Origin of the sequence: Kutzneria viridogrisea DSM 43870, from assembly GCF_000525635.1 — a bacterium.
Lineage (GTDB): Bacteria > Actinomycetota > Actinomycetes > Mycobacteriales > Pseudonocardiaceae > Kutzneria > Kutzneria viridogrisea.
Map to the genome: position 1 here is coordinate 509,104 of NZ_CP007155.1, position 21,095 is coordinate 530,198.

The window sequence follows — 21,095 nt, forward strand, 5'->3', positions numbered from 1 at the left end:
AGATCAACTGTCGGGGGTGGGCGGTAGACTGGTGACGGGGTCGCCCCCCTGGGAGTGGCGGGGGATGAGTACAGGTCAGTGGTTGCCCGGCGGCACCGGCGCGCCGCTGCCGCCCACCAGGAAGTCCAGGTCGACCCCGGTGTCGGCCTGGCCGACGTGGTCCACGTAGAGCCGGACCCAGCCGCGCTCGGCGGCCCGGGGCGGCGGGGTCCACTCCGCCCGCCGCCTGGCCAGCTCCTCCTCGGGCACGGCCAGGTGCAGGCTGCGCGCGGGTACGTCCAGCTCGACCAGGTCCCCGTCACGGACCAGGGCCAGCGGGCCGCCGACCGCTGACTCGGGCGCCACGTGCAGCACCACGGTGCCGAACGCGGTGCCGCTCATCCGCCCGTCGGAGATCCGCACGGCATCGTCCACGCCCGCGTCCAGCAGCCGCTTGGGCAGCCCGAAGTTGCCGACCTCCGGCATACCGGGGAACCCGCGCGGGCCCACCCCGGTGAGCACGAACACCGAGTCGGCGTCGCAGTCCACGGTGTCGATCCGAGCGTGCAGGTCCTCGACCCCGTGGAACACCACAGCGCGCCCGGCGTGCCGCAGCAGGCGGGGTGAGGCGGCGGCAGGCTTGATCACGGCCCCGTCCGGGGCGAGGTTGCCGCGCAGCACGGCCAGCCCGGCGTCGCTGCGCAGCGGGTCGGCCACCGAGCGGATCACCTCGCGGTCGAACACCTCGGCGTCGGCGGTGTTCTCGGCCAGGGTGCCGCCGGTGACCGTCGGGGCGTGCGGGTGCGGCAGCCGGTCGCCCAGCTCGCGCAGCACGGCGGGCAGGCCACCGGCATAGCAGAAGTCCTCCATCAGGTGGCGGCCAGCGGGCATCAGGTCCACCAGCAGCGGCACGTCCCTGCCGAGCCGGTCCACGTCGTCCAGGCCGAACGGCACGCCCAGCCGACCGGCCAGCGCCAGCAGGTGCACGGCGAAGTTGCTGGAGCCGCCGATCGCGGCGTTGACGACCACCGCGTTCTCCAGGGCCTGCCGGGTGGCGATCGCGGACAGGCGTACGTCCTCCCGCACCAGCTCGACGATGCGGCTGCCCGACACGTGGGCGAGGGCCGCGCGCCGGGAGTCCACCGCGGGCAGCGCACCCATGCCGGGCAGCGACAGGCCCATGGACTCGACCCAGCAGGCCATCGTGGAGGCCGTGCCCATCGTGTTGCAGTGACCCGCGGAGCGGGACATGCACGCCTCGGCCGCGCTCATGTCGGCGGCCGACATCGCCCCGGTGCGGCGCGCGTCGGCGAACCGCCACACGTCGGTGCCCGAACCGAGCTGCCTGCCGCGGAACCGGCCGTTGAGCATCGGACCGCCGTTGACCACCAGGGTCGGTAGGTCCACGCTGGCGGCGCCCATCAGCAGGGCGGGCGTGGTCTTGTCGCACCCGGTGAGCAGCACCACCCCGTCCAGCGGGTTGGCGCGCAGCGTCTCCTCGACGTCCATCGACACCAGGTTGCGGAACAGCATGGTGGTCGGCCGCATCAGGACCTCGCCCAGTGAGGTCACCGGGAACTCCATGGGCAGGCCGCCCGCCTCGTACACCCCGCGCCTGACGTGCTCGGCCAGGCCGCGCAGGTGCGCGTTGCACGGGGTGAGGTCGCTGGCGGTCTGGCAGATGCCGATCACCGGCCGCCCGTCGAAGGCGTGGTCGGGATGACCCTGGTTGCGCAGCCACGACCGGTGCGTGAAGCCCAGCACGCCCTCATCGCGGAACCAGCCGTGACTGCGCAGCGAGTCGACCATGGAGCCGACGCTAGTGGCGACCAGGGGCCGTGTCAGCCCCAGCGCACGGCGTTGGCCGAGGAGCTGCCGACCACCAGGCCACTGTCGTTGACGGCCGTGGCGAAGGTGATGGACCCCTCCACGGCGTTCGGCAGCAGGCCGAGGTTGGTGGCCGTGCCGTCCGCGGCCCAGCGCACGGCGGTGTAGCGGCCCTGCGAGTCCTGCGTCTCGCCGACCACCGTGCCGTCGGCGTTGACGGCGTACGCCTCGCTCTGCGCGTCGGTCGTGCCCGGCAGCACACCGAGGTCGGTGACGGTGCCGTCGGTGTTCCAGCGCACGGCGTGGTTCACCCCGTGCCCGTTGCGGTACACCCAGACCGTGCCGACGACCACGCCGCTCTCGGTCAGGCCGCGCGCCTTGCCCGACTCGCCGCCCGGCAGCAGCGGCAGCGCGGTGACGGTGCCGTCCGCGCTCCAGCGCACCGGACGCGAGACGTAGCCGGGGGTGGTCGAGTAGCCCACGGCCGTGCCCGCGCGGTTGACCTTCAGCGCGCTGCTGAACTTGTCCCCGGGCAGAGCGGGCAGCTCCGTGACGGTGCCGTCCCAGCTCCAGCGCACGGCACGGCCCTCGTAGGAGGCCCAGGAGGCGCCGCAGTGCCCGGCGGCGACCTCGAAGTCGCTGATGGCCTCTGCCGTGCAGTACGTGGTGCCCTCGAGCGCGGCGAGCTGCTTGATCACGCCGTCGGAGCCCCAGCGCACGGCGTGGTCCGCGCCGCTGGACGAGGAGCGCCCGACCACGGTGCCGGAGTTGTTGATCGCGGTGGCGGAGCTGCCGGTGTCCCCGGGCAGGGTGCCCAGGTCGACGGCGGTGCCTTCGGCGGTCCAGCGCACGCCGTGCGAGGTGTTCCCGGTGTTGGACCAGCCCGCGGCCGCGCCGCTGTTGTTGACGCCCCACGCCCCGCTGGCCGACCCGCCCGGCAGCGCGGGCAGCTGCCGCACGCCCGGCTCGGCCGAGGCCGTCGCGGGAACCAGCACGGTCACGGCCACGGCCGAACCGCAGAGCAGACCGAACACACGTCCGAACTTCACGGTGTAACCCCCCTGTCCTGGACCCGCGCTGTGCGGGCCCAGGACAGGCTAGACATTTCGGGCGCCATCAGGAATAGGGATTCACAGGATCTCCATCACTGCGCCCACAGATCGCACTGGTGGCTGGCGACCAGGTCGATCGGCCCGGTGGCGCCGGGCGCGAGCCGTTGCGCCTGGGCGCCACCGGCCTGCGGCCAGTGCGGCAGGCCGGTGCCGTTCGGGTCACCCGTGCGCACGAAGTTCGCCCAGTACGCGATCAGCTGATCGCTGAGGGCGCGTTCGGCCCCGGACAGCGCCGGGTTGTCGAGCAGGTAGTAGATGTTCGAGGCGTGCGTGGTCGCCGGGGTCACCTCCGGCGGCAGCGGCCGACCGTCCGCCACCGGTGCGGCCGGGTCGTCGAACACGTAGCCGAAGGCGGGCTTGTCCTTGGCGTACAACTGGTTGCTGGTCAGTGCCGGGCAGATCCAGTCGGCGTCGGTGTAGAGCCTGGACAGCCCGGCGAGCGGGGACTGCCCCGGCGCCAACGCGTAGCGCCGTGCGACCCGCTCGCCGAAGGTGTCGGTCAGCACGCGGTTGTAGCCGTCCCGGTCCAGGTGCGCGCTCTGCCAACCGTCCACGGTGATCTGCACGTGCTCGTCGTGCGTGGTGCCGTTCAGCACGGCGGCGTGCGTGAACAGCCCGCGCCGCAGGGCGTCCAGCGGACGGATCGGCAGCACGTCCGTGCCGTACGGCAACAGCCCGAACTGCGGCCCGCTCTGCGCGAGCAGCTCGCCAGAAGGCTTGTCCCGCAAGCACTTGAGGTCCGAGCAGTGCAGGTTCGCCGCGGCGGTCATGGCGGGACCGTGCATCTGGTCCAGCGGCAGCCAGGTGGACACCGCGCCGGAACCCGGTGCGAGCGCACCTGGTTCGTGCCGCATCGCGCAGGAACCGCTGACCAGGATCGCCTTCTGGAACAGGCCGGCCGCCGAGGGGGAGGCAAGCTGCGAGCAGGTGCTCATCGCGCCCGCCGACTCGCCGCCCACCGTCACGTCGTGCGGATCACCGCCGAAGGCCGCGATGTTGCGCCGCACCCAGCGCAGGGCGGCCTGCTGGTCCTGGAGGCCGAACTCCACCTCGCCGCCCAGCTCCGGGTATGGGAAGGCACCGAACAGGCCTAGTCGGTAGTTGATCGTCACGACCACGGCGTCGGCGGCGGTGGCCAGCCCGGTGAACGGGTACTGGCTGCCCGAGCCGGTGAGGAAGCCGCCGCCGTGGATCCACACCAGTACCGGCCGCGGCCCCGAGCGCGGTGTGGTCGGCACGGAGACGTTCAGGTACAGGCAGTCCTCGCTGCCGCTGACCCGACCGCCCTCCTGTTGCAGGCAAGGCGAGCCAGGCTCACGTGCGTCCCTGACCCCCGCCCAGGGATGCACGTGAGCCGGTGCGGCGAACCGCAGGTCGCCGACCGGCGGGGCCGCGTACGGGATGCCTCGGAACTCCAGGAACCGCCCGGTCTGTTCCCCTCTGACAGACCCGGCGTCGGTGTGCACCACGGTCGGTGTGCCGGGTGCCGTGGTCAGCGACAGCGCGGTCAGTGCCGCGGTGAGCAGCCTGATCACGACTCGGCCCCGGCCGGGTAGGCGCGCTTCTTCGCCTCGTCCAGGTACCACAGCCCGGCGAAGGCGGCGAGGATCGCCAGCACCGAGACGGTCCACATCCACGGGGTGGGCAGCAGTACCGGGAAGGCCAGGGCGTGGAAGCCCCAGCCGCAGAGCTGCATCACGATCGGCACCACACCCTCATGCACCCCGACCAGCACGCAGCCGGTCATGAGCAGGTCGTACGTGGACTTCTGCACGGTCATCCCCCAAGTCGATACGATCGCATCGATGCGATCGTATCGCATCGATGTGCGGCATACTAGCTAGGTGAGAGCCGAGGACACCCGCCGCGCGGAGGTGCTGGAGGCGCTGCTGCGGATCACCAGGCGGGACGGGCTGGACGCGGTCAGCGTGCGCACCGTCGCGGCCGAGGCGGAGCTGTCCATGGGCTACGTGCAGCGCCAGTTCCCCACCAAGGACGACCTGCTCAAGGCCGCATTCGAGTACAGCCTGCGCACCGTCAACGCCCGGCTGGACAAGCAGATCGCCGAGGTCGTGCCGGGCTGCCCCGGCCAGGTGCTCCTGCGCAGGGTGGCCGTGGACCTGATCACCGGTGCCCCGGAGCACGTGGACGAGGGCCGGGTGTGGATCGCCTTCCTGGCCCGCGCCGTGGTGTCCGCCGAGCTGGCCGAGGTGCTGCGCGGCCACTACGCCGCAGGGCGTGATCTGTTCACCGCCGTGCTGCTGTTGTCCCAGCAGTACGGGGAGCTGAGCCCCGAGGTGGACGCCGAGCACGAGGCCGACGCCCTGCTCGCCCTGATCGACGGGCTGGACGCACACGTGCTGATCGGCCGCATCGACCTGGCCGCCGCCCAGCTGGCGATCACCAACCACCTGGCGCGGCTCTACCGCTGACCCCCGCCTTGCGGCCGACACCCGCACGCAGGAACCTGCACCCATGACGAGCTCGGGCACAGGTGTGCGGTGGGGCAGCGGCCAGGCCAGAGGGGTGCTGGCGGCCACGATCGTCGGTTCCGGCATGGCCATGCTGGACGGCACGATCGTCAACGTGGCGCTGCCGAAGATCGGCGCCGAACTGGGCGCCTCGGTGACCGGCCTGCAGTGGGTGATCGACGGCTACCTGCTGTCCCTGGCCGCGCTGATCCTCGTCGCGGGCTCACTCGGCGACCGCTACGGCAGGCGCCGGGTCTACCAGCTGGGCGTGGCCTGGTTCGGCATCACCTCGGTGCTGTGCGGGATCGCGCCGACCACCGAGGTGCTGGTGGCCGCCCGCGTGCTCCAGGGCGTCGGCGGCGCGCTGCTCACCCCCGGCTCGCTGGCGATCCTCCAGTCCGCCTTCGCCCACGACGACCGGGCGCGGGCCATCGGCGCCTGGTCGGGCCTGTCCGGGGTGGCCACCGCGGTCGGCCCGCTGCTGGGCGGGCTGCTCGTGCAGGCCGGGTCCTGGCGGCTGGCGTTCCTGATCAACGTGCCGGTCGCCCTGCTCTGCCTGTGGCTGACCCGGCGCTACGTGCCCGAGTCCTGCGACGGGGAGCTGACCGGCCGCCCGGACTTCACCGGCACCGCACTGGGCGCGATCGGGCTCGCCGGGGTCACCGCGGCGCTGGTCGAGGCACCCGCCCGTGGCGTGGCCGATCCGCTGGTGCTGGTCGCGGGCCTGGTCGGCGTGCTCGCACTGGTGGCCTTCTGCGTGTTGCAGGCCCGCTCCGCCGACCCGCTGGTGCCGCCGGAACTGTTCGCGGACCGCACGTTCCTGCTGTCGAACCTGCTGACCTTCCTGCTCTACGCGGCGCTGGGCGGGGTCATGATGCTGATGGTCATGCAGTTGCAGGTGTCCCTGCACTACTCCCCGGTGGCCGCGGGCCTGTCCGGCCTGCCGATCACCATCCTGATGCTGCTGCTGTCGGCCCGCTCCGGACGGCTGGCCCAGCGCATCGGCCCGCGCCTGCAACTGGTGGTCGGCCCGATCCTGGTCGGCGCGGGCATGCTGCTGCTGCGCATGGCCGAACCCGGTGCGTCCTACCTGACCGGTGTGCTGCCCGGTGTGCTCGTGTTCGGCCTGGGCCTGGCGGCCGCCGTCGCCCCAGTGACGGCCACCGTGCTGGCCGCCGCCCCGGACCGGCACGCCGGGGTCGCCTCCGGGGTGAACAACGCCGTGGCCAGAACGGGTTCGCTGCTCGCGGTGGCCGTTTTGCCCGCAGTGGCGGGGATCCGCGGCGACCAGTACACCGATCCCGTTGCGCTCACGGCAGGTTGGCAGCTCGCGCTGCTGGTGTGCGCGGCGGCGGCCGCGGTGGGCGGCCTGTTCGCTCTGGGCGTGGACAACGGGGTTTTGCGCAACCAGCAGCCGCCACCGCCCGCCGAACTGGACGGCGCGCTGGCCTGCGGAGTAGACGGCCCGCCAACGCACCTCACCGACAAGTCCACTGTGGACGGTTGAGGGTGTTCGTGCTCACCATTGGCGAACCGGGGGAGCACCGCTCACGTCTGGATCGTTGGACGTGCAGCGGAGGAATGGAGACATGGACAAGGAGACCAGTAAGACTCGGCTCGAGCTGAAGCCGACGCAGGTGGTCGCGGGTGCGCTCGCGGCGGTGACGGCGGCCCTGCTGGGCAGCAACCTCGGCGTGGCGGGCACGGTGCTCGGCGCCGGGCTGGCCAGCGTGGTGACCACCGTCGGCGCGACGCTCTACCAGCACTCGATCGACCGGGCCAGGGACACCGTGCGCTCGCGGGTCGGCGGCCGCGGTGAGGACCCGTCGGAAGCGGAGACCGTCAAGATCCGCACCGAGGACCTGCCCGGGGCCGAGCCGGAGCGCACCGGCTGGAGCAGGCGCCGCTGGGCCACCGTGGCCCTCGGCACGGTGGCCGCGTTCTGCCTGGGCATGCTCGTGATCTTCGGCATCGAGGCGGTGCGCGGGGCGCCGGTCTCCGGCGGCAACAACGGCACCACCCTGGGTGCCCTGTTCAACCAGCCGACCGAGACGCCCGCGAAGCACCCCGCGCCGGGACCCACCACCACGAGCGTGCCGCCGAGCGGCACCCCGCCCACGGAGACGACCACCGCCACGCCGCCGACCTCGACCACGGAACCCAGCACCACGACCACCCCGCCGCCGCCGACGACCACTACGACGAGCCCGGCCGCGCCGAGCACCACCGCGCCCAGCGCGCCACCCTCGCGGGCGCCCACCACCGGATAGCCGCATACGCACTGCGTCATCTAGCGGTGTCTACTTCACCCGGACGTGTGCGGAGTGTCTTACAACGGTGACGTTACGTATTAGTCAATTGTTAATTGCTACTCGGCGTACCCAGGCAACCGTGTCTTGTGACACGCTTCGCACCCAATCAGGCCTTGTCGTAACAGGTAACGGGTTCGTAACTACACCCGTCGGGCTGAGTAAGTGTCAGCCGATGGGGTGAGTGGGGAGGAGGTCGGTTGGCGATGACTCCCGCGCCAGCAGTCGCCTGCTCCCGGACGAGGAGTGGGGGAGGGTGGGGCGACCCCTGCCGCCGCCCCACCACCCGTCCCCCTACAGACCCCGGGAGGGGGGTCCCTGCAACCACGACCTCCCGGGTTCCCTGCACCCGAAGATGAGGGAGACGACTGATGAACCGCACACGTGCGGTCCGTGTTGTCGGCGCCGCCCTGCTCGCACTGGGCGTCGCCTCTGCTATCAGCGTACCGGCCTTGGGGGCGTCTGTGCCTGCCTCCCCGACACCCTCCTCGGATGATTTCTCGTTGTCACCCGATGTGGTTACGTCGTTGCAGCGTGATCTGGGTCTCGACCCCGCTCAGGCCCAGCAGCTCTTCGCACAGCAGGACCACGCCGCCCGGCTCGCCGACTCCCTGCGCGGCAAGCTCGGCGGGGCCTTCGCGGACTCCTGGTTCGACCAGGTCAGCCGCAGGGCCGTGGTCGACGTCACCGACGCCCGGCAGGCCGCCCAGGTCACCGCGGCCGGCGCCAAGGCCCGCGTGGTCCGGCACACCGAGGCCCAGCTCAACGCCGTCAAGGACCGTCTGGACGCGCTGGCCGCCCCCGACTCGGTCACTGGCTGGTACGTGGACCTGCCCGGCAACAGCGTGGTCGTCGAGACCACCGGCACCGATCAGCGGGTAAGCGCGTTCCTGGACCAGGCCCGCTCGCTGGGCGACTCGGTCCGCGTGGTCACCGGCTCCGCCAAACCCGAGCTGTTCTACAACGTGCGCGGCGGCGACGCCTGGTACGGCTCCAACTTCCGCTGCTCGGTGGGCTTCAGCGCCACCGACAGTTCCGGCGGCAAGCACTTCGTCACCGCTGGTCACTGCACCAAGAGCGGCGGCAGCGCCTCCGGCTACAACCGGGCCGCGCTGGGCACCATCAACGGCAGCCACTTCGGCACCGGTGGGGACTACGGCAAGGTGGACGTCACCAGCAGCCAGTGGACCCTGCAGGGCCTGGTGACCAACGGCAGCTCCACCGTGGCCGTGAAGGGCTCCACCGAAGCGGCCGTCGGCGCGGCCGTGTGCCGCTCCGGCTCCACCACCGGCTGGCACTGCGGCACGATCCAGGCCAAGAACCAGACCGTGCGCTACGCCGAGGGCACCGTCACCGGCCTGACCAAGACCAACGTGTGCGCCGAGCCCGGCGACTCCGGCGGGGCCTGGATCAGCGGCAGCCAGGCCCAGGGCGTCACCTCCGGCGGATCCGGCAACTGCAGCTCCGGCGGCACGACCTACTTCAGCCCGGTCGGACCCGCACTGAGCACCTGGGGTCTGCGCCTGACCACGAGCTGATCCGCAGCGGGCCACCCCTGCAGGCCCGCCCCCAGTGCCCCCGAGGCCGGCGACCCCTTCCCGCCCCGCCTCGGGGGCACACCTACGCCCACCCCCGGCGAGTCCCGCTCTGCCGCGCGCGAGTCCCGCTCTGGGGCTGGCGAGTCCCGCGCGGCGGGTGGCCGCTGGGCGGGACTCGGCCGCGGCTCAGCGGGACTCGCGCGCCGGTGAGCGGGACTCGCCGGGGTGGGGCAGGCGGGCGGCCAGCGTGGCGGCGGCGGAGCGCGGGTCCTCGGCCTCGGTGATGGCCCGCACCACGACGATGCGCGTGGCGCCCGCGGCCAGCACGGCGTCCAGCCGGTCCGCGTCGATCCCGCCGATGGCGAACCACGGGCGCCGCGAGTCCACCTGGCGGACCAGGTCCAGACCCGGCGCGGGACGGCCCGGCTTGGTCGGGGTCGGCCAGCACGGGCCCGTGCAGAAGTAGTCCACCCCCGGCTCCTCGGCCGCGGCCCGCGCCTGCGCCAGGTCGTGGGTCGAGCGGCCGATGGCCACGTCCTCGCCGAGCACCCGGCGGGCCACGGCCACCGGGATGTCGTCCTGGCCCAGGTGCAGCACGTCCGCGCCCGCGGCCAGCGCGATGTCGGCGCGGTCGTTCACGGCCAGCAGCGCCCCGTGCCGCGCGCACGCCTCGGCCAGCACCTCCAGCGCCGCCAACTCCTGGCGGGCCTCCAACGGGCCCGCACCGCCCTTGTCGCGCAACTGCACGATGTCCACGCCCCCGGCCAGCGCGGCGTCCACGAACTCGGCGAGGTCGCCCCGCTCGCGACGTGCGTCGGTGCACAGGTACAGCCGCGCGTCGGCGAGCCGCTTCCTGATCTGGTCTGCGTCAAATCCCGGCACGGGAGCCGACTGTATAGGTGCTACGGTGGAACCCGGTCCGCACGGGAGCCTGGAGGAACCGGGCTGAGAGGGGGCTTGCCAGCCCCGACCGTCGAACCTGATCCGGGTCATGCCGGCGCAGGGAGCGTGATGGTTGTGTCCATGAGGGTTGCCGTCGTGGGTGGCGGCGTCATCGGTCTGTCCGTGGCCTGGGCCGCGGTGCGCGCGGGCCACCGGGTGGTGCTGATCGACGCGGCACCGGCCAGCGGTGCGTCCTGGGTCGCGGGCGGCATGCTCGCCCCGGTCACCGAGGCCTGGCCCGGCGAGGAGCACGTGCTGGCACTGGGCAGCGCCTCGCTCGCCCGCTGGCCCGGGTTCGCCGACCGGCTCGCGGCCGACGCGGGCCGGGATCCGGGGCTGCGCACCGAGGGCACGCTCGTCGTGGCGGTGGACAGCGCCGACCGGGCCGAACTGGCCCAGCTCGCCGACTACCTGGCCAGCCTGGGCCGCCAGACGCACCGGCTCGGGTCACGGGAACTGCGCGGGCTGGAGCCCAGCATCGGCACATCAGTCCGAAGTGGACTGTCGGTGCCGGGCGATTTGGCCGTGGACAACCGGATGCTGCTCGCGGCACTGCGGGCCGCCGCCGTGTCCGGTGGGGCAGAACCGATCGCCGTCGCGGCCACCTCGGTGCGGGCCGGTGCGGTCGAACTGGCCAACGGGTCCACCGTCGGCTGCGACGTGGCCGTGCTGGCGGCCGGGGCGTGGAGCGGCGGCCTGCACCCCGCGCTGGCCGCCTCGGTGCGACCGGTCAAGGGCGAGGTCATCCGGATGCGGGCGCGAGCGGGGGCGCTGCCGCCGCCGAGCCGCACGGTCCGCGCCCTGGCCCAGGGCAGGCAGGTGTACCTGGTGCCGCGCAACGACAACGGACTGGTGCTGGGCGCGACCCAGTACGAGGCGGGCTTCGACACCGAGGTGACCGTCGGCGGGGTGCGGGACCTGCTGCACGACGCGGAACTGGTCGTGCCGGGCATCGCCGAGTACGCGGTGCTGGAGTGCGCGGCGGGCCTGCGCCCCGGCAGCCCGGACAACCTGCCGCTGCTGGGCTGGCTGGAACCCGGGGTGCTGGCCGCGACCGGCCACCACCGCAACGGGATCCTGCTCGCGCCGATCACCGCAGAGTCCGTGCTGGACCTGCTCGCGGGCCGGGACGTACCCGCCGAGGTGCGCGCGGCCGACCCGCTGCGCGCGACTGCCTACTGTGGAGGAAGTTGATGCTGGTCCTGGTGAACGGGGTGGAACGCGACCTGCCGGAGACCGCCACCGTCGGCCTCGTGCTCGACGAGCTGGGCGCGCCGCGCACCGGGGTCGCCGTGGCGCTGGACGGCGAGGTGGTGCCGCGCGCCAGGTGGGAGCGGACCCCGCTGGCCGCCGGGTGCGCGGTCGAGGTGCTCACCGCGGTGCAGGGAGGCTAGGCGTGGACGACCCCTTGGTGATCGCGGGCCGGGAGTTCGGCTCGCGGCTGGTGATGGGCACGGGCGGTGCGGCCAACCTGGCCGTGCTGGAGCGGGCACTGGTGGCCTCGGGCACCGAGCTGACCACGGTGGCCATGCGCCGGATGGACGCCGCGGGCGGCACCGGGGTGCTGGACCTGTTGCGCAGGCTCGGCATCGAGCCGCTGCCCAACACCGCTGGCTGCCGCACCGCGGCCGAGGCGGTGCTGACCGCGCGGCTGGCCCGCGAGGCCCTGGCCACCGACTGGGTCAAGCTGGAGGTCGTCGCCGACGAGCAGACCCTGCTGCCCGACCCGGTCGAACTGCTCGACGCCGCCGAGCAGCTGGTCGAGGACGGCTTCACCGTGCTGCCCTACACCAACGACGACCCGGTGCTGGCCCTGCGGCTGGAGCAGGTCGGCTGTGCCGCGGTCATGCCGCTGGGCAGCCCCATCGGCACCGGCCTGGGCATCCGCAACCCGCACAACATCGAGCTGATCGTGTCCAGGGCCTCGGTGCCGGTGGTGCTGGACGCGGGCATCGGCACGGCCTCCGACGCCGCGCTGGCCATGGAGCTGGGCTGTTCCGCCGTGCTGCTGGCCACCGCCGTGACCCGGGCGCAGGACCCGGAGCGCATGGCCGCCGCGATGCGCGCCGGGGTGGACGCCGGGCGGCTGGCCCGCCTGGCCGGGCGCATCCCGCGCCGCTTCTGGGCGCAGGCGTCCAGCCCGGATGTCCCGTGAGGTTGCCCTCTCTGGCCTAGTCGGGCCACTGTTCGGGTTGAGCAGTGTGCTCAGCACCGCGCGCACACGTCATCATGGTGGGAAGTCCCGCTACCCGAGGAGTGTGCGAAGTGCCGGTGCCGACGACCGCCGCCGAGGTCGACGAGACCACGCGGCTGTACCTGGCCGTGGGGCGGTTGTCCCGCATCCTGCGCCGCAGCGGCTCCCCGGGGCTGGGCCAGGGCTCCATCTCGGCGCTGGCCACCCTGGTCTACAACGGGCCGATGCGCCTGGGTGACCTGGCCAACCGGGAGGGCGTGGCCCCGCCCACCCTGTCCCGGATCGTCGCCGCGCTGGTGGAGTCCGGCTACGTGCTGCGCGAGGCCGACCCGCAGGACGGCAGGGCCTCCCTGGTCAAGGCCACCCCGGAGGGTGAGCGGGTCATCTCCGGGGTGCGCTCGACCAGGATGCACGAGTTGCAGAACAGGCTCGCCCGGCTCACCGAGGAGCAGCGCGCCGCGCTGGCCGCCGCCGTGCCCGCGCTGGAGGAACTGGTCGCCGAGGACATCTAGGCCGAATGGCTGAAGTGCCGCACGGCCGGGTAGGGGGACCAGTCCGTGCCGGGGTCGCCGGTGCGCACGAACCCGCTGACGGCTCGCTGGAACTGCTCGGTCAGCGGCTGCCGCTGCTGCGCAGTGGACCCGGCCAGCGCCGCGCTGGTGTCCCAGACCGGCGCGTTGCCAAACAGGAACGGCAGGTCGACGCAGTGCGTGGCGTACCACGGCGCGGCGCCCGCCCAGTCGAACTTGTACACGTACGCCGGGGAACCCGCCTCGGTCTGGCGCTGCGCCAGCGCGAGCTTGCCAGGCTCGAACAGTGGTGAGTCCCCGCGCGGCCCGCCGAAGAAGGTGTGCTCGTCCGCGGTCGTGCCGATCATCACCTGGAACCGGCTCAGGTCCACCTCCTCCGGCAGCTTGGGCAGGCCGTTGCCGCCCAGCACCGGGATGAACGGCGGCGGCACCATCGCGACGCCGCGCAGGGTGGTCTGCACCTCCGCGATGCGCTGCCACGGCGCGGTGCCCGGGTCCTCGCCGAGCGCCTCGGTCAGCCACTGCGTACTCAGCGCGGCCTGCTCCGCCGTGGCCGGCAGCAAGCCCAATGGCGCGCTCTGCAGGAACACCCTGTGGAACAGCGGCGCGCTGTCCTCGTTGGCCATCAACAGGTGTGTGGACATGGCGCCCGCCGACTGGCCGCCGACCGTGATCGCCCCCGGGTCCCCGCCGAACTCCGCGATGTTCTCGTGCACCCAGCGCAGCGCCGCGATCTGGTCCAGCAGCCCGAAGTTGCCCCCGCTGACGTCGAGGTAGCCCAGTGCGCCGAGCCGGTAGTTGATCGTCACCACCACGATGTCCCCGGCGCGGGCCAGTTCCGTCGCGTCGTAGCAGGGCAGGTTCGCGCTGCCGGTGAGGAAGCCGCCGCCGTGGATCCAGAGCAGCACGGGGCGCGGGCCGCCGGGCGCGGTCGGCCGGTACACGCTGAGGTTCAGGCACTGCGCCTCGTCGAACACGGGGTCGGGCCAGGCCGGGACCACCGGTGGGCCGCCGATCGCCTGAGGTGCCGCCGCGCCGGGCCTGGTCGCGTCCCGCACGCCCGGCCAGGGCCGCACCGGTTCGGGTGCGTGGAACCGCTCCGCCGTGGCGTAGGGCACCGCCCGGAAGACCGCGACCCCGTCCTGTTCGCTGCCCCGCAGGGTTCCTGAGCTGATTGTCGTCTCCATCGCTCAAGACCTACTCGGGTCCCGCGAGCGCCTACAGTGAACAGAGGGGATCTGGCGGATTCAGGGCACGGGGGAGGCTGAAATGACGGAAACCGCACTCAGCCCGCTGGACGTGCGCCTGGTCGCCGCACTTCAGGTGAACGGCAGGGCCAGCTGGGAGCAGCTCGGCGAGGTGCTGCGGGTGTCCGAGCGCACCGTGGCCCGGCGGCTCAACCCGCTGCTGGGCTCCGGGGCCGTGAAGGTCCGCGCCGTGCGCAACCCCTTCGCCATGCCCGAGGTGACCCCGCTCGTGCTGCGCGTGCGCTGCCGCCCCGGGCACGTGCTCGCGCTGGCCGAGGCACTGGCCAGGCGCGAGGACTGCCTGGAGGCCAGCGTGCTCGACGGCGGGGACGAGGTCGTCGCGATCATGTTCATGGCCGGGGCCGAGCGGCGCAGGGCCTTCCTGCTCAAGTACCTGCCCGCCAGCAAGTCCGTGCGGTCCTGGTCGGTGTACACCGTGCTGCGGGTCTTCCTGGAGTCCCTGTGGTGGCACGCCGACGTGCTCACCGACGAGGAGGTCACCGCGCTGCGCCCGCACGGCCTGGTGCCCGCCGCCTTCGAACAGGTTTCCGACCCGGTGGAACTGGCCGTCATCGAGGCACTCTCCCGGGACGGCAGGCTCGGCTACCCCGACCTGGCCAGGCTCGTCGGCACCTCGGAGTCCACCGTGCGCCGCCGGGTGGCCCGCATCGCCCGCCGCGGTGCCCTGCGCATCGCCACCGAGGTGGACATCGCCCTGCTCGGCTACCAGGTGGAGGCCAACCTCTGGCTGTCCGTGCCGCCCGCCGCCATCGACCGGGTCGGCCTGCTGCTGTCCCGGCACCCCGCGACCCGCCTGGTGATGGCCACCAGCGGCCCCTGCACCCTGTTCGTCTCCGTCTACTGCCGGGACCTGGCCGAGCTGTACCGCCTGCTCACCGAGTTCGTCGGCGAGCAGGCCGAGGTCACCCACCTGGAGACCACACCGATCATGCACGTGCTCAAGCGCAGCGGCTCCGGCACCCACTGATCATCCCGGCCTGTCAGACCCCCGGCATAACGTTGAACCGGGGGACCTCGTTCCTCCCCCTGGGGGAGCCCGAACCCCCCGACATCGAGGCTACGGGGTGGGTCTGACAGTCAGATCGGGTCCGCGGACAGGCGCCAGAAGTTCGACACCGGGCCGACCCCGCCGCCGAGCGGGTAGGCCGCCTCCACGGCGCGCACCACGAAGCGCTTGCCGAAGGCCACGGCCTCGGGCATGTCCGCGCCCTTGGCCAGGGCCGAGGTGATGGCGGAGGCGAGCGTGTCCCCGCCGCCGTGGGTGTGCCGGGTGTCGAAGCGGGGACCGGGCAGTTCGACCACGTCGGCCCCGTCGTAGAGCAGGTCCATGCAGTCCGGGTCGCTGGCCAGGTGCCCGCCCTTGATCAGCACCCACTGCGGCCCCAGCTCGTACATGGCCTTGGCGGCGTCGAGCATGCCCGCCCGCGAGGTCACCTCGATCCCGGTGAGCAGCCGCACCTCGTCCAGGTTCGGCGTGACGAGGCTGGCCCGCGGGAACAGTTCCCCGCGCAGGCCGTCCAGTGCGTCGTCGTGCAGCAGCTGGTCACCGTGCATCGAGGCCGACACCGGGTCCACCACGAACGGGATCTCCCGCCCGCGTCCGATGCCGACCTCGTCGCAGGCCCCGGCGATGGCCGAGATGATCCCGGCCGAGGCGAGCATGCCGGTCTTGGCCGCGCCCACCCCGATGTCGGTGACCACGGCCCTGATCTGCGCGGCGACCACCTCGGGCGGGATCTCGGTGAAACCGGTCACCCCCAAGGAGTTCTGCACGGTCACCGCGGTCACCGCCGTGGTGGCGTGCACCCCGCAGCTGAAGAAGGTCCTGCAGTCGGCGTGCATGCCCGCGCCACCGCCGGAGTCGGTCCCGGCGATGGTCAGCGCGCGCGGCGGTGTCGAGCTCATGCCTCGACAACCGGGAGGTAGACCTGCCTGCCTTGCGCCGCGAACTCCTCGGACATCTCCGCCATCCCAGCCTCGATCGCTTCCACTGACGTCAGGTTGTGCTCCTCAGCGTACTTGCGCACGTCCTGAGTGATCTTCATGGAACAGAACTTGGGCCCGCACATGGAACAGAAGTGCGCGGTCTTGGCCGGTTCGGCGGGCAGGGTCTCGTCGTGGAAGGACCGCGCGGTGTCCGGGTCCAGCGACAGGTTGAACTGGTCGTTCCAGCGGAACTCGAACCTGGCCTGGGACAGCGCGTCGTCCCGCTCCTGCGCCTTGGGGTGGCCCTTGGCCAGGTCCGCCGAGTGCGCCGCGATCTTGTACGTGATCACGCCGGTCTTCACGTCGTCCCGGTTGGGCAGGCCAAGGTGTTCCTTGGGCGTGACGTAGCAGAGCATCGCGGTGCCCGCCCAGGCGATCTGCGCCGCCCCGATGGCCGAGGTGATGTGGTCGTAGGCCGGGGCGATGTCGGTGGCCAGCGGGCCCAGCGTGTAGAAGGGCGCCTCCCCGCAGAGCTCCTCCTCCAGCCGCACGTTCTCCACGATCTTGTGCATCGGCACGTGGCCGGGACCCTCGATCATCACCTGCACGTCCAGGGCGCGGGCCCGGTGCGTCAGCTCGCCCAGCGTGCGCAGCTCGGCGAACTGCGCTTCGTCGTTGGCGTCGGCGATGGAGCCCGGCCGCAGCCCGTCACCCAGCGAGAAGGTCACGTCGTAGCGGCGTAGGATCTCGCACAGCTCGTCGTAGTTGGTGTAGAGGAAGTTCTCCTGGTGGTGGGCCAGGCACCACGCGGCCATGATCGAGCCGCCCCGGGACACGATGCCGGTGACCCGCTTGGCGGTCAGCGGCACGTAGCGCAGCAGCACGCCCGCGTGCACGGTCATGTAGTCCACGCCCTGCTCGCACTGCTCCACGATGGTGTCCCGGTAGACCTCCCAGGACAGCTTCGTCGGGTCCCCGTTGACCTTCTCCAGTGCCTGGTAGATCGGCACCGTGCCGACCGGGACCGGGGAGTTGCGCATGATCCACTCGCGGGTCTCGTGGATCCGCTTGCCGGTGGACAGGTCCATGATCGTGTCGGCACCCCAGCGGGCGGCCCACACCATCTTGTCCACCTCCTCCTCGATGGAGGAGGTCACCGCCGAGTTGCCCATGTTGGCGTTGATCTTGACAAGGAACTTCTTGCCGATGATCGCCGGCTCGGACTCCGGGTGGCAGCGGTTGACCGGGATCACCGCGCGCCCGATCTCCACCTCGCGGCGCACGAGCTCCGCGTCCACGCCCTCGCGCAGCGCGCAGAACGCCATCTCCTTGGTGATGATCCCCGCCTTGGCGTAGGCCAGCTGGGTCACCGCCCCGTTGACCGGCTCGCGCTCGGCAACCCAGCCCGCCCGCAGCGGTTCGAGTCCACTGTGGACGTCGATGGTCGCCGACTCGTCGGTGTAGGGCCCGGAGGTGTCGTAGAGGTCCAGGTGCTCGCCGTTGCTCAGCTCCACCCGGCGCTGCGGCACGCGCAGGCCGTCCGGTCCTTCGAGGTAGACCTTGTGCGAGCCGGAGATCGGGCCGGTGGTCACAGTGGGCCGGACGTGGCTGTCCAGGGCAGTCTTCTGCGATGTCATCGAGATCCTCCCTACGCTGGCATTACCCAGTACAGGTTCAGGCGGTCGGCGGCACCGGGTCGTGATCGACTCCAGCCGCCCTCTCAGCCCGCTGTGGCGCGAGCTCCCGCGGTGATGTGAAGTTGTCGGGTCCCGAGGCTAGCGACTGCTGCCCGTTGATGCCAGCGTGCGTGCCCGAGACGATCACGGCGTACCTTCTGGGGCGTGCCCGCCGATCAACCGTTTCCACCGGGCGCGCGGCGGGCCGTGCGCCCAGCCAGCGCGAAGCCCTGCCCCGCGTGCGGCGAGCTCGCCGGACGCGGTTACCCGAGCTGTCCGGTGTGCGCTGAGCTGGTCGACCAGTTCTGGGCGGCGGACTGGCGGGCCCTGCTGGCGGCCAAGTCGGTGGCCCCCGGCGGCACCGAGGAGCGGGAGTTGGCCGAGCTGCTGCTGGCCGACGAGGTCGGCAGGCACCCGTGGACCTGCACCGACTGGGCGATGACCCTGTTGCGCTGCTCCGCGTGCGGCGCGGAACTGGGCGCCGGGCCGCTGTCCTGCCTGCGCTGCAAGGTCGCCGACGAGGGCCGCTGGGCGTGGGACCACATGGGCTTCCCGACACGGATGACCGGCAACGAGCACGCGCTGCGGGTGGCCCGTGCGGTGCTGCGCGCCCCGCACCGCCAGCGCGACACCGTGCTGCGGGGCTGGCGGCTGTCCCTGCCGTTCCTGCTGGTCGGCGAGCTGCCGACCAGCGGCCAGGCGCAGCGGATCCGGGCCTTCGTGCTCGCCGAGCGCGACGAGGAGCTCGTGCGCTGCCGCTCGCTGGAGGAGATGGCGGGCCTGCCCGGTGTTCCCTGGCGCCGCATCTCCTGATCGCCGAACAACCTGGCGCTAAACCCGCCCATCACCCTATAAACGTCCGGCTTCTGCCCGTTCTTACCTTGATATTTTCTGGGACGAAAGTACCGTATTTGGTGTTCGTAACCACTGGGGAACGAGGAAGAACACCATGCGCTTCACCGCAGCTGTGCTGACCGCCGCGACCGCCGCCGTGCTCGCGGCCGCCCCGGCCGCCGCCGCTACCACCACCCCGCAGGTGGTGACCATCGCCGACTCCGACGGCGCCACCTACAAGGTCAAGCTGGTCCGCCAGGCCGACATCGACAACGCCCGCGCCCTGCTGGCGCACCGCACCGACGTCCCGCGCATCCCGAACGGCAAGATCGTCTACGGCCAGACCGACGTGAACACCGGGCACAAGTGGTCCATCGACCCGGCCGACTTCGCCTGGGCCGACGTCACCACCGAGGTGTGCGACGGCCGGGTCGTGGACGTGGACACGCACACCATCACCGGTGACCGGTTCTGCCCGTGGACCAGCACCGTGCTGTCCGTGCAGCCGGTCAGCTAACGGGACTGCAACGCCAATCGGACGCCGAGTCCGATCAGCACGAAGCCGGTGAGCTGCTCCAGGCGCTGGCGCACCCGCGCCTGGCGCAGCCACCGGCCGAGCTGGCCGATCAGCGCGATCACCGCCAGGTACCAGACCGTGTCCACCAGGACCCACACCACCGCGCAGGCCACGAGCGGCAGCTGGCCCGGCCCGGAGAACTGCGGCAGGAACGAGATCGCGAACACGCCGATCTTCGGGTTCAGCGTGTTGACCAGCGCTCCGCTGAGGAACCCGTTGTGCCGCAACGGTTTCGTCGGAGGCTCGGTGGGTTTGGCCAGCAGGGCGCGCACGCCCAACCAGAACAGCACCAGCACGCCGACCACGCGCAGCACCTCGTAGGCGAGCTGCGAGGCCACCAGCAGGGCGGACAGCCCGAAGGCCGCGGCCAGCGCCCAGAACAGCACGCCCAGTTCCATGCCCGCCAACGTGGCCAGACCCGCGCGCTGCCCGTTCAGCACGGACTGTCGCAGCAGTACCGCCGTGCCGGCGCCGGGCACCATGGCCAGCAGCAGGGACGCGATGATCAGCGCGAACAGGTTGGCGAACATCGCCACATGGTGGGCTGATCGGCCTTGCCCGCCAACCGAATTAGCCTGGTGCCATGAGTGGCGAACGTGACCTGGCCGTCCTGCTTGCCTCGATGCGGGCCTATCAGCAGCCCGGCGACTACGTGTTCGCCGTGGCCCCCGAGGGCCTCGACCTGACCGCGTTGCGGCCCGTCGTGACGGTCACCGAGCCGGAGGGGCTCACCGTGGTGGTGCGCCGCGAGCAGGCCGACGCCGCCGGGCTCCGGTACGACTACCTCGCCGCCTGGCTCACCCTGCGCGTGCACTCCGCCCTGGACGCCGTCGGCCTCACCCACGCCGTCAGCGGGCGCCTCGCCGAGCACGGGATCAGCTGCAACGTGGTCGCCGGCTACCACCACGACCACCTGTTCGTGCCCGCCGACCGGGCCGCCGAGGCGCTCGCCGCCCTCGACGCCCTGTCGGCCTCGCACACGCCGTCGACGGAGTCAGGCTGAGCGAGTCGTCCTACTCATGAACGTCCCCCGCCGCTCCCTGGGGGGGCGTCCCCGGCACCAGTCTACCGCCCACCCCCGACAGTTGATCTTGCTCAAGATCCACGTGTGGACAACTCGCCGCCTGTGGACAGCTCAGTCCTCGTCCTCGGCGAACGGGTCCTCCGAGGTCGCCGGGTCCCAGGACAGCCCGGGCACGCCCCAGCCGTTGCGCTTGAGCATGCGCTTGGACTCCTTGGCGTACCGGCCCACCAGGCGGTTCAGGTACAGGAAGCCGTCCAGGTGGTCGGTCTCGTGCTGCAGGCAGCGCGCGAAGAAGCCGGTGCCCTCGACCTCCAGTGGCTTGCCGTGCTCGTCGAAGCCGGTGACCTTGGCCCACTGCGCCCGCCCGGTCGGGTAGGACTCGCCGGGCACCGACAGGCAGCCCTCGAAGTCGTCCTCCGGGTCGGGCATGGTCTCGGGGCGCTCGGAGGTCTCCAGCACCGGGTTCACCACGACGCCCTGGTGCCGCACGCCCTCGTCGTCGGGGCAGTCGTAGACGAAAACCCGCAGGTCCACGCCGATCTGGTTGGCCGCGAGCCCCACCCCGTTGGCCGCGGCCATCGTCTCCTTCATGTCCTCGACCAGGGTGCGCAGGGCCTCGTCGAAGTCCTCAACCAGGCGCGTCGGGTTGTGCAGTACGGGGTCGCCGACGACGCGGATCGGGTGAATCGCCATGTCCCGACCCTATGGGCAGGTCTGGAAGATCATTGTCAGGGGTACTCGGTAAGGTCTGGCGCCATGCGCGCGGCCCCGCACGACCGGTGTGTCCCCGTGACGCGCCGGTGCGCGGGCCACCGCGCCGAGGTGATCACGTGATGTAATGGCCGCTGGGAATCACACGGCTGTGATTCCTGCGACCGCAGGGATCCG

At 72.1% G+C, this 21,095-nt stretch carries 22 protein-coding genes and 2 riboswitches; of the genes, 12 read left to right on the forward strand and 10 right to left on the reverse strand.

Annotated elements, in window-relative coordinates; translation table 11 throughout:
* Positions 1 to 75: 75 nt before the first annotated feature.
* The 4 genes from KALB_RS02475 to KALB_RS47425 form a co-directional block, all read right to left on the reverse strand.
* Complete coding sequence (locus tag KALB_RS02475) at positions 76 to 1,788, reverse strand: IlvD/Edd family dehydratase (protein ID WP_025354142.1); 1,713 nt, start codon at positions 1,786 to 1,788, stop codon at positions 76 to 78.
* Between the two features lie 32 nt (positions 1,789 to 1,820).
* Positions 1,821 to 2,855, reverse strand: coding sequence for a hypothetical protein (locus KALB_RS43595; RefSeq protein WP_025354143.1), 1,035 nt, complete (start codon positions 2,853 to 2,855; stop codon positions 1,821 to 1,823).
* A gap of 95 nt (positions 2,856 to 2,950) precedes the next feature.
* Positions 2,951 to 4,453: a carboxylesterase/lipase family protein gene (locus KALB_RS02485; RefSeq protein ID WP_025354144.1), complete on the reverse strand. Its 1,503-nt coding sequence runs from the start codon at positions 4,451 to 4,453 to the stop codon at positions 2,951 to 2,953.
* Positions 4,450 to 4,698, reverse strand: a complete 249-nt coding sequence (locus KALB_RS47425) for a hypothetical protein (protein ID WP_025354145.1) — start codon at positions 4,696 to 4,698, stop codon at positions 4,450 to 4,452. Before KALB_RS47425 ends, KALB_RS02485 begins: the two co-directional genes overlap by 4 nt.
* A gap of 64 nt (positions 4,699 to 4,762) precedes the next feature.
* Here KALB_RS47425 and KALB_RS02495 point away from each other — a divergent pair, with 64 nt between their 5' ends.
* From KALB_RS02495 to KALB_RS02510, 4 genes are all read left to right on the forward strand, one after another.
* Complete coding sequence (locus tag KALB_RS02495) at positions 4,763 to 5,350, forward strand: TetR/AcrR family transcriptional regulator (RefSeq protein ID WP_025354146.1); 588 nt, start codon at positions 4,763 to 4,765, stop codon at positions 5,348 to 5,350.
* 43 nt (positions 5,351 to 5,393) lie between these two features.
* Positions 5,394 to 6,896 (forward strand): MFS transporter, encoded by a 1,503-nt coding sequence (locus tag KALB_RS02500; RefSeq protein WP_025354147.1) that lies wholly within the window; start codon positions 5,394 to 5,396, stop codon positions 6,894 to 6,896.
* Positions 6,897 to 6,978: 82 nt separating this feature from the next.
* Complete coding sequence (locus KALB_RS02505; protein ID WP_025354148.1) at positions 6,979 to 7,659, forward strand: hypothetical protein; 681 nt, start codon at positions 6,979 to 6,981, stop codon at positions 7,657 to 7,659.
* A gap of 566 nt (positions 7,660 to 8,225) precedes the next feature.
* A complete protein-coding gene (locus KALB_RS02510) occupies positions 8,226 to 9,236 on the forward strand; it encodes a S1 family peptidase (RefSeq protein ID WP_318296917.1) in 1,011 nt (336 codons plus the stop codon).
* Positions 9,237 to 9,422: 186 nt separating this feature from the next.
* Here the strand turns inward: KALB_RS02510 and thiE are convergent, their stop codons facing one another.
* The gene (gene thiE / locus KALB_RS02515; RefSeq protein ID WP_025354150.1) at positions 9,423 to 10,118 is read right to left on the reverse strand and encodes a thiamine phosphate synthase; all 696 of its coding nucleotides are present in this window, start codon (positions 10,116 to 10,118) and stop codon (positions 9,423 to 9,425) included.
* Between the two features lie 31 nt (positions 10,119 to 10,149).
* Positions 10,150 to 10,259, forward strand: a riboswitch (TPP riboswitch).
* Here thiE and thiO point away from each other — a divergent pair.
* The 4 genes from thiO (at position 10,260) to KALB_RS02535 (ending at position 12,884) form a co-directional block, all read left to right on the forward strand.
* Positions 10,260 to 11,372, forward strand: coding sequence for a glycine oxidase ThiO (gene thiO / locus KALB_RS02520; RefSeq protein ID WP_081789806.1), 1,113 nt, complete (start codon positions 10,260 to 10,262; stop codon positions 11,370 to 11,372). It begins immediately after the preceding riboswitch.
* Positions 11,372 to 11,572, forward strand: coding sequence for a sulfur carrier protein ThiS (gene thiS, locus KALB_RS02525; protein WP_025354152.1), 201 nt, complete (start codon positions 11,372 to 11,374; stop codon positions 11,570 to 11,572). The genes thiO and thiS overlap by 1 nt, the downstream gene beginning before the upstream one ends.
* 2 nt (positions 11,573 to 11,574) lie before the next feature.
* A complete protein-coding gene (gene thiG / locus KALB_RS02530; RefSeq protein WP_025354153.1) occupies positions 11,575 to 12,333 on the forward strand; it encodes a thiazole synthase in 759 nt (252 codons plus the stop codon).
* A gap of 116 nt (positions 12,334 to 12,449) precedes the next feature.
* Positions 12,450 to 12,884 carry a MarR family winged helix-turn-helix transcriptional regulator gene (locus tag KALB_RS02535; protein WP_025354154.1) on the forward strand — a complete coding sequence of 145 codons (435 nt, stop codon included), beginning with the start codon at positions 12,450 to 12,452 and terminating at the stop codon, positions 12,882 to 12,884.
* On the opposite strand, the gene KALB_RS02540 is transcribed toward KALB_RS02535, so the two are convergent.
* Complete coding sequence (locus KALB_RS02540; RefSeq protein WP_025354155.1) at positions 12,881 to 14,089, reverse strand: carboxylesterase/lipase family protein; 1,209 nt, start codon at positions 14,087 to 14,089, stop codon at positions 12,881 to 12,883. The two genes, KALB_RS02535 and KALB_RS02540, sit on opposite strands and share 4 nt — an antisense overlap.
* Positions 14,090 to 14,171: 82 nt before the next feature.
* On the opposite strand from KALB_RS02540, the gene KALB_RS02545 reads away from it, so the two are divergent.
* Positions 14,172 to 15,137 (forward strand): AsnC family transcriptional regulator, encoded by a 966-nt coding sequence (locus KALB_RS02545; RefSeq protein ID WP_025354156.1) that lies wholly within the window; start codon positions 14,172 to 14,174, stop codon positions 15,135 to 15,137.
* 110 nt (positions 15,138 to 15,247) lie between these two features.
* Here KALB_RS02545 and thiD read toward each other — a convergent pair whose 3' ends face one another.
* Both thiD and thiC read right to left on the reverse strand, forming a co-directional pair.
* A complete protein-coding gene (thiD, locus tag KALB_RS02550; RefSeq protein WP_025354157.1) occupies positions 15,248 to 16,075 on the reverse strand; it encodes a bifunctional hydroxymethylpyrimidine kinase/phosphomethylpyrimidine kinase in 828 nt (275 codons plus the stop codon).
* A complete protein-coding gene (gene thiC, locus KALB_RS02555) occupies positions 16,072 to 17,733 on the reverse strand; it encodes a phosphomethylpyrimidine synthase ThiC (protein ID WP_030111537.1) in 1,662 nt (553 codons plus the stop codon). Before thiC ends, thiD begins: the two co-directional genes overlap by 4 nt.
* Positions 17,725 to 17,853, reverse strand: a riboswitch (TPP riboswitch). (Overlaps the previous gene by 9 nt.)
* An 84-nt stretch (positions 17,854 to 17,937) precedes the next feature.
* Here thiC and KALB_RS02560 point away from each other — a divergent pair.
* Positions 17,938 to 18,585 (forward strand): hypothetical protein, encoded by a 648-nt coding sequence (locus KALB_RS02560; protein WP_030111538.1) that lies wholly within the window; start codon positions 17,938 to 17,940, stop codon positions 18,583 to 18,585.
* A 136-nt stretch (positions 18,586 to 18,721) separates the two neighbouring features.
* Positions 18,722 to 19,123, forward strand: a complete 402-nt coding sequence (locus KALB_RS46265; protein ID WP_025354160.1) for a BP74-related protein — start codon at positions 18,722 to 18,724, stop codon at positions 19,121 to 19,123.
* On the opposite strand, the gene KALB_RS02570 is transcribed toward KALB_RS46265, so the two are convergent.
* Positions 19,120 to 19,713, reverse strand: a complete 594-nt coding sequence (locus KALB_RS02570; protein ID WP_025354161.1) for a LysE family translocator — start codon at positions 19,711 to 19,713, stop codon at positions 19,120 to 19,122. The two genes, KALB_RS46265 and KALB_RS02570, sit on opposite strands and share 4 nt — an antisense overlap.
* Positions 19,714 to 19,766: 53 nt before the next feature.
* Between KALB_RS02570 and KALB_RS02575 the strand changes: the two genes are divergently transcribed.
* Positions 19,767 to 20,186, forward strand: a complete 420-nt coding sequence (locus KALB_RS02575) for an ACT domain-containing protein (protein WP_025354162.1) — start codon at positions 19,767 to 19,769, stop codon at positions 20,184 to 20,186.
* Positions 20,187 to 20,318: 132 nt separating this feature from the next.
* Here KALB_RS02575 and KALB_RS02580 read toward each other — a convergent pair whose 3' ends face one another.
* Positions 20,319 to 20,900: a peptide deformylase gene (locus KALB_RS02580; RefSeq protein WP_025354163.1), complete on the reverse strand. Its 582-nt coding sequence runs from the start codon at positions 20,898 to 20,900 to the stop codon at positions 20,319 to 20,321.
* Between the last annotated feature and the right edge of the window lie 195 nt (positions 20,901 to 21,095).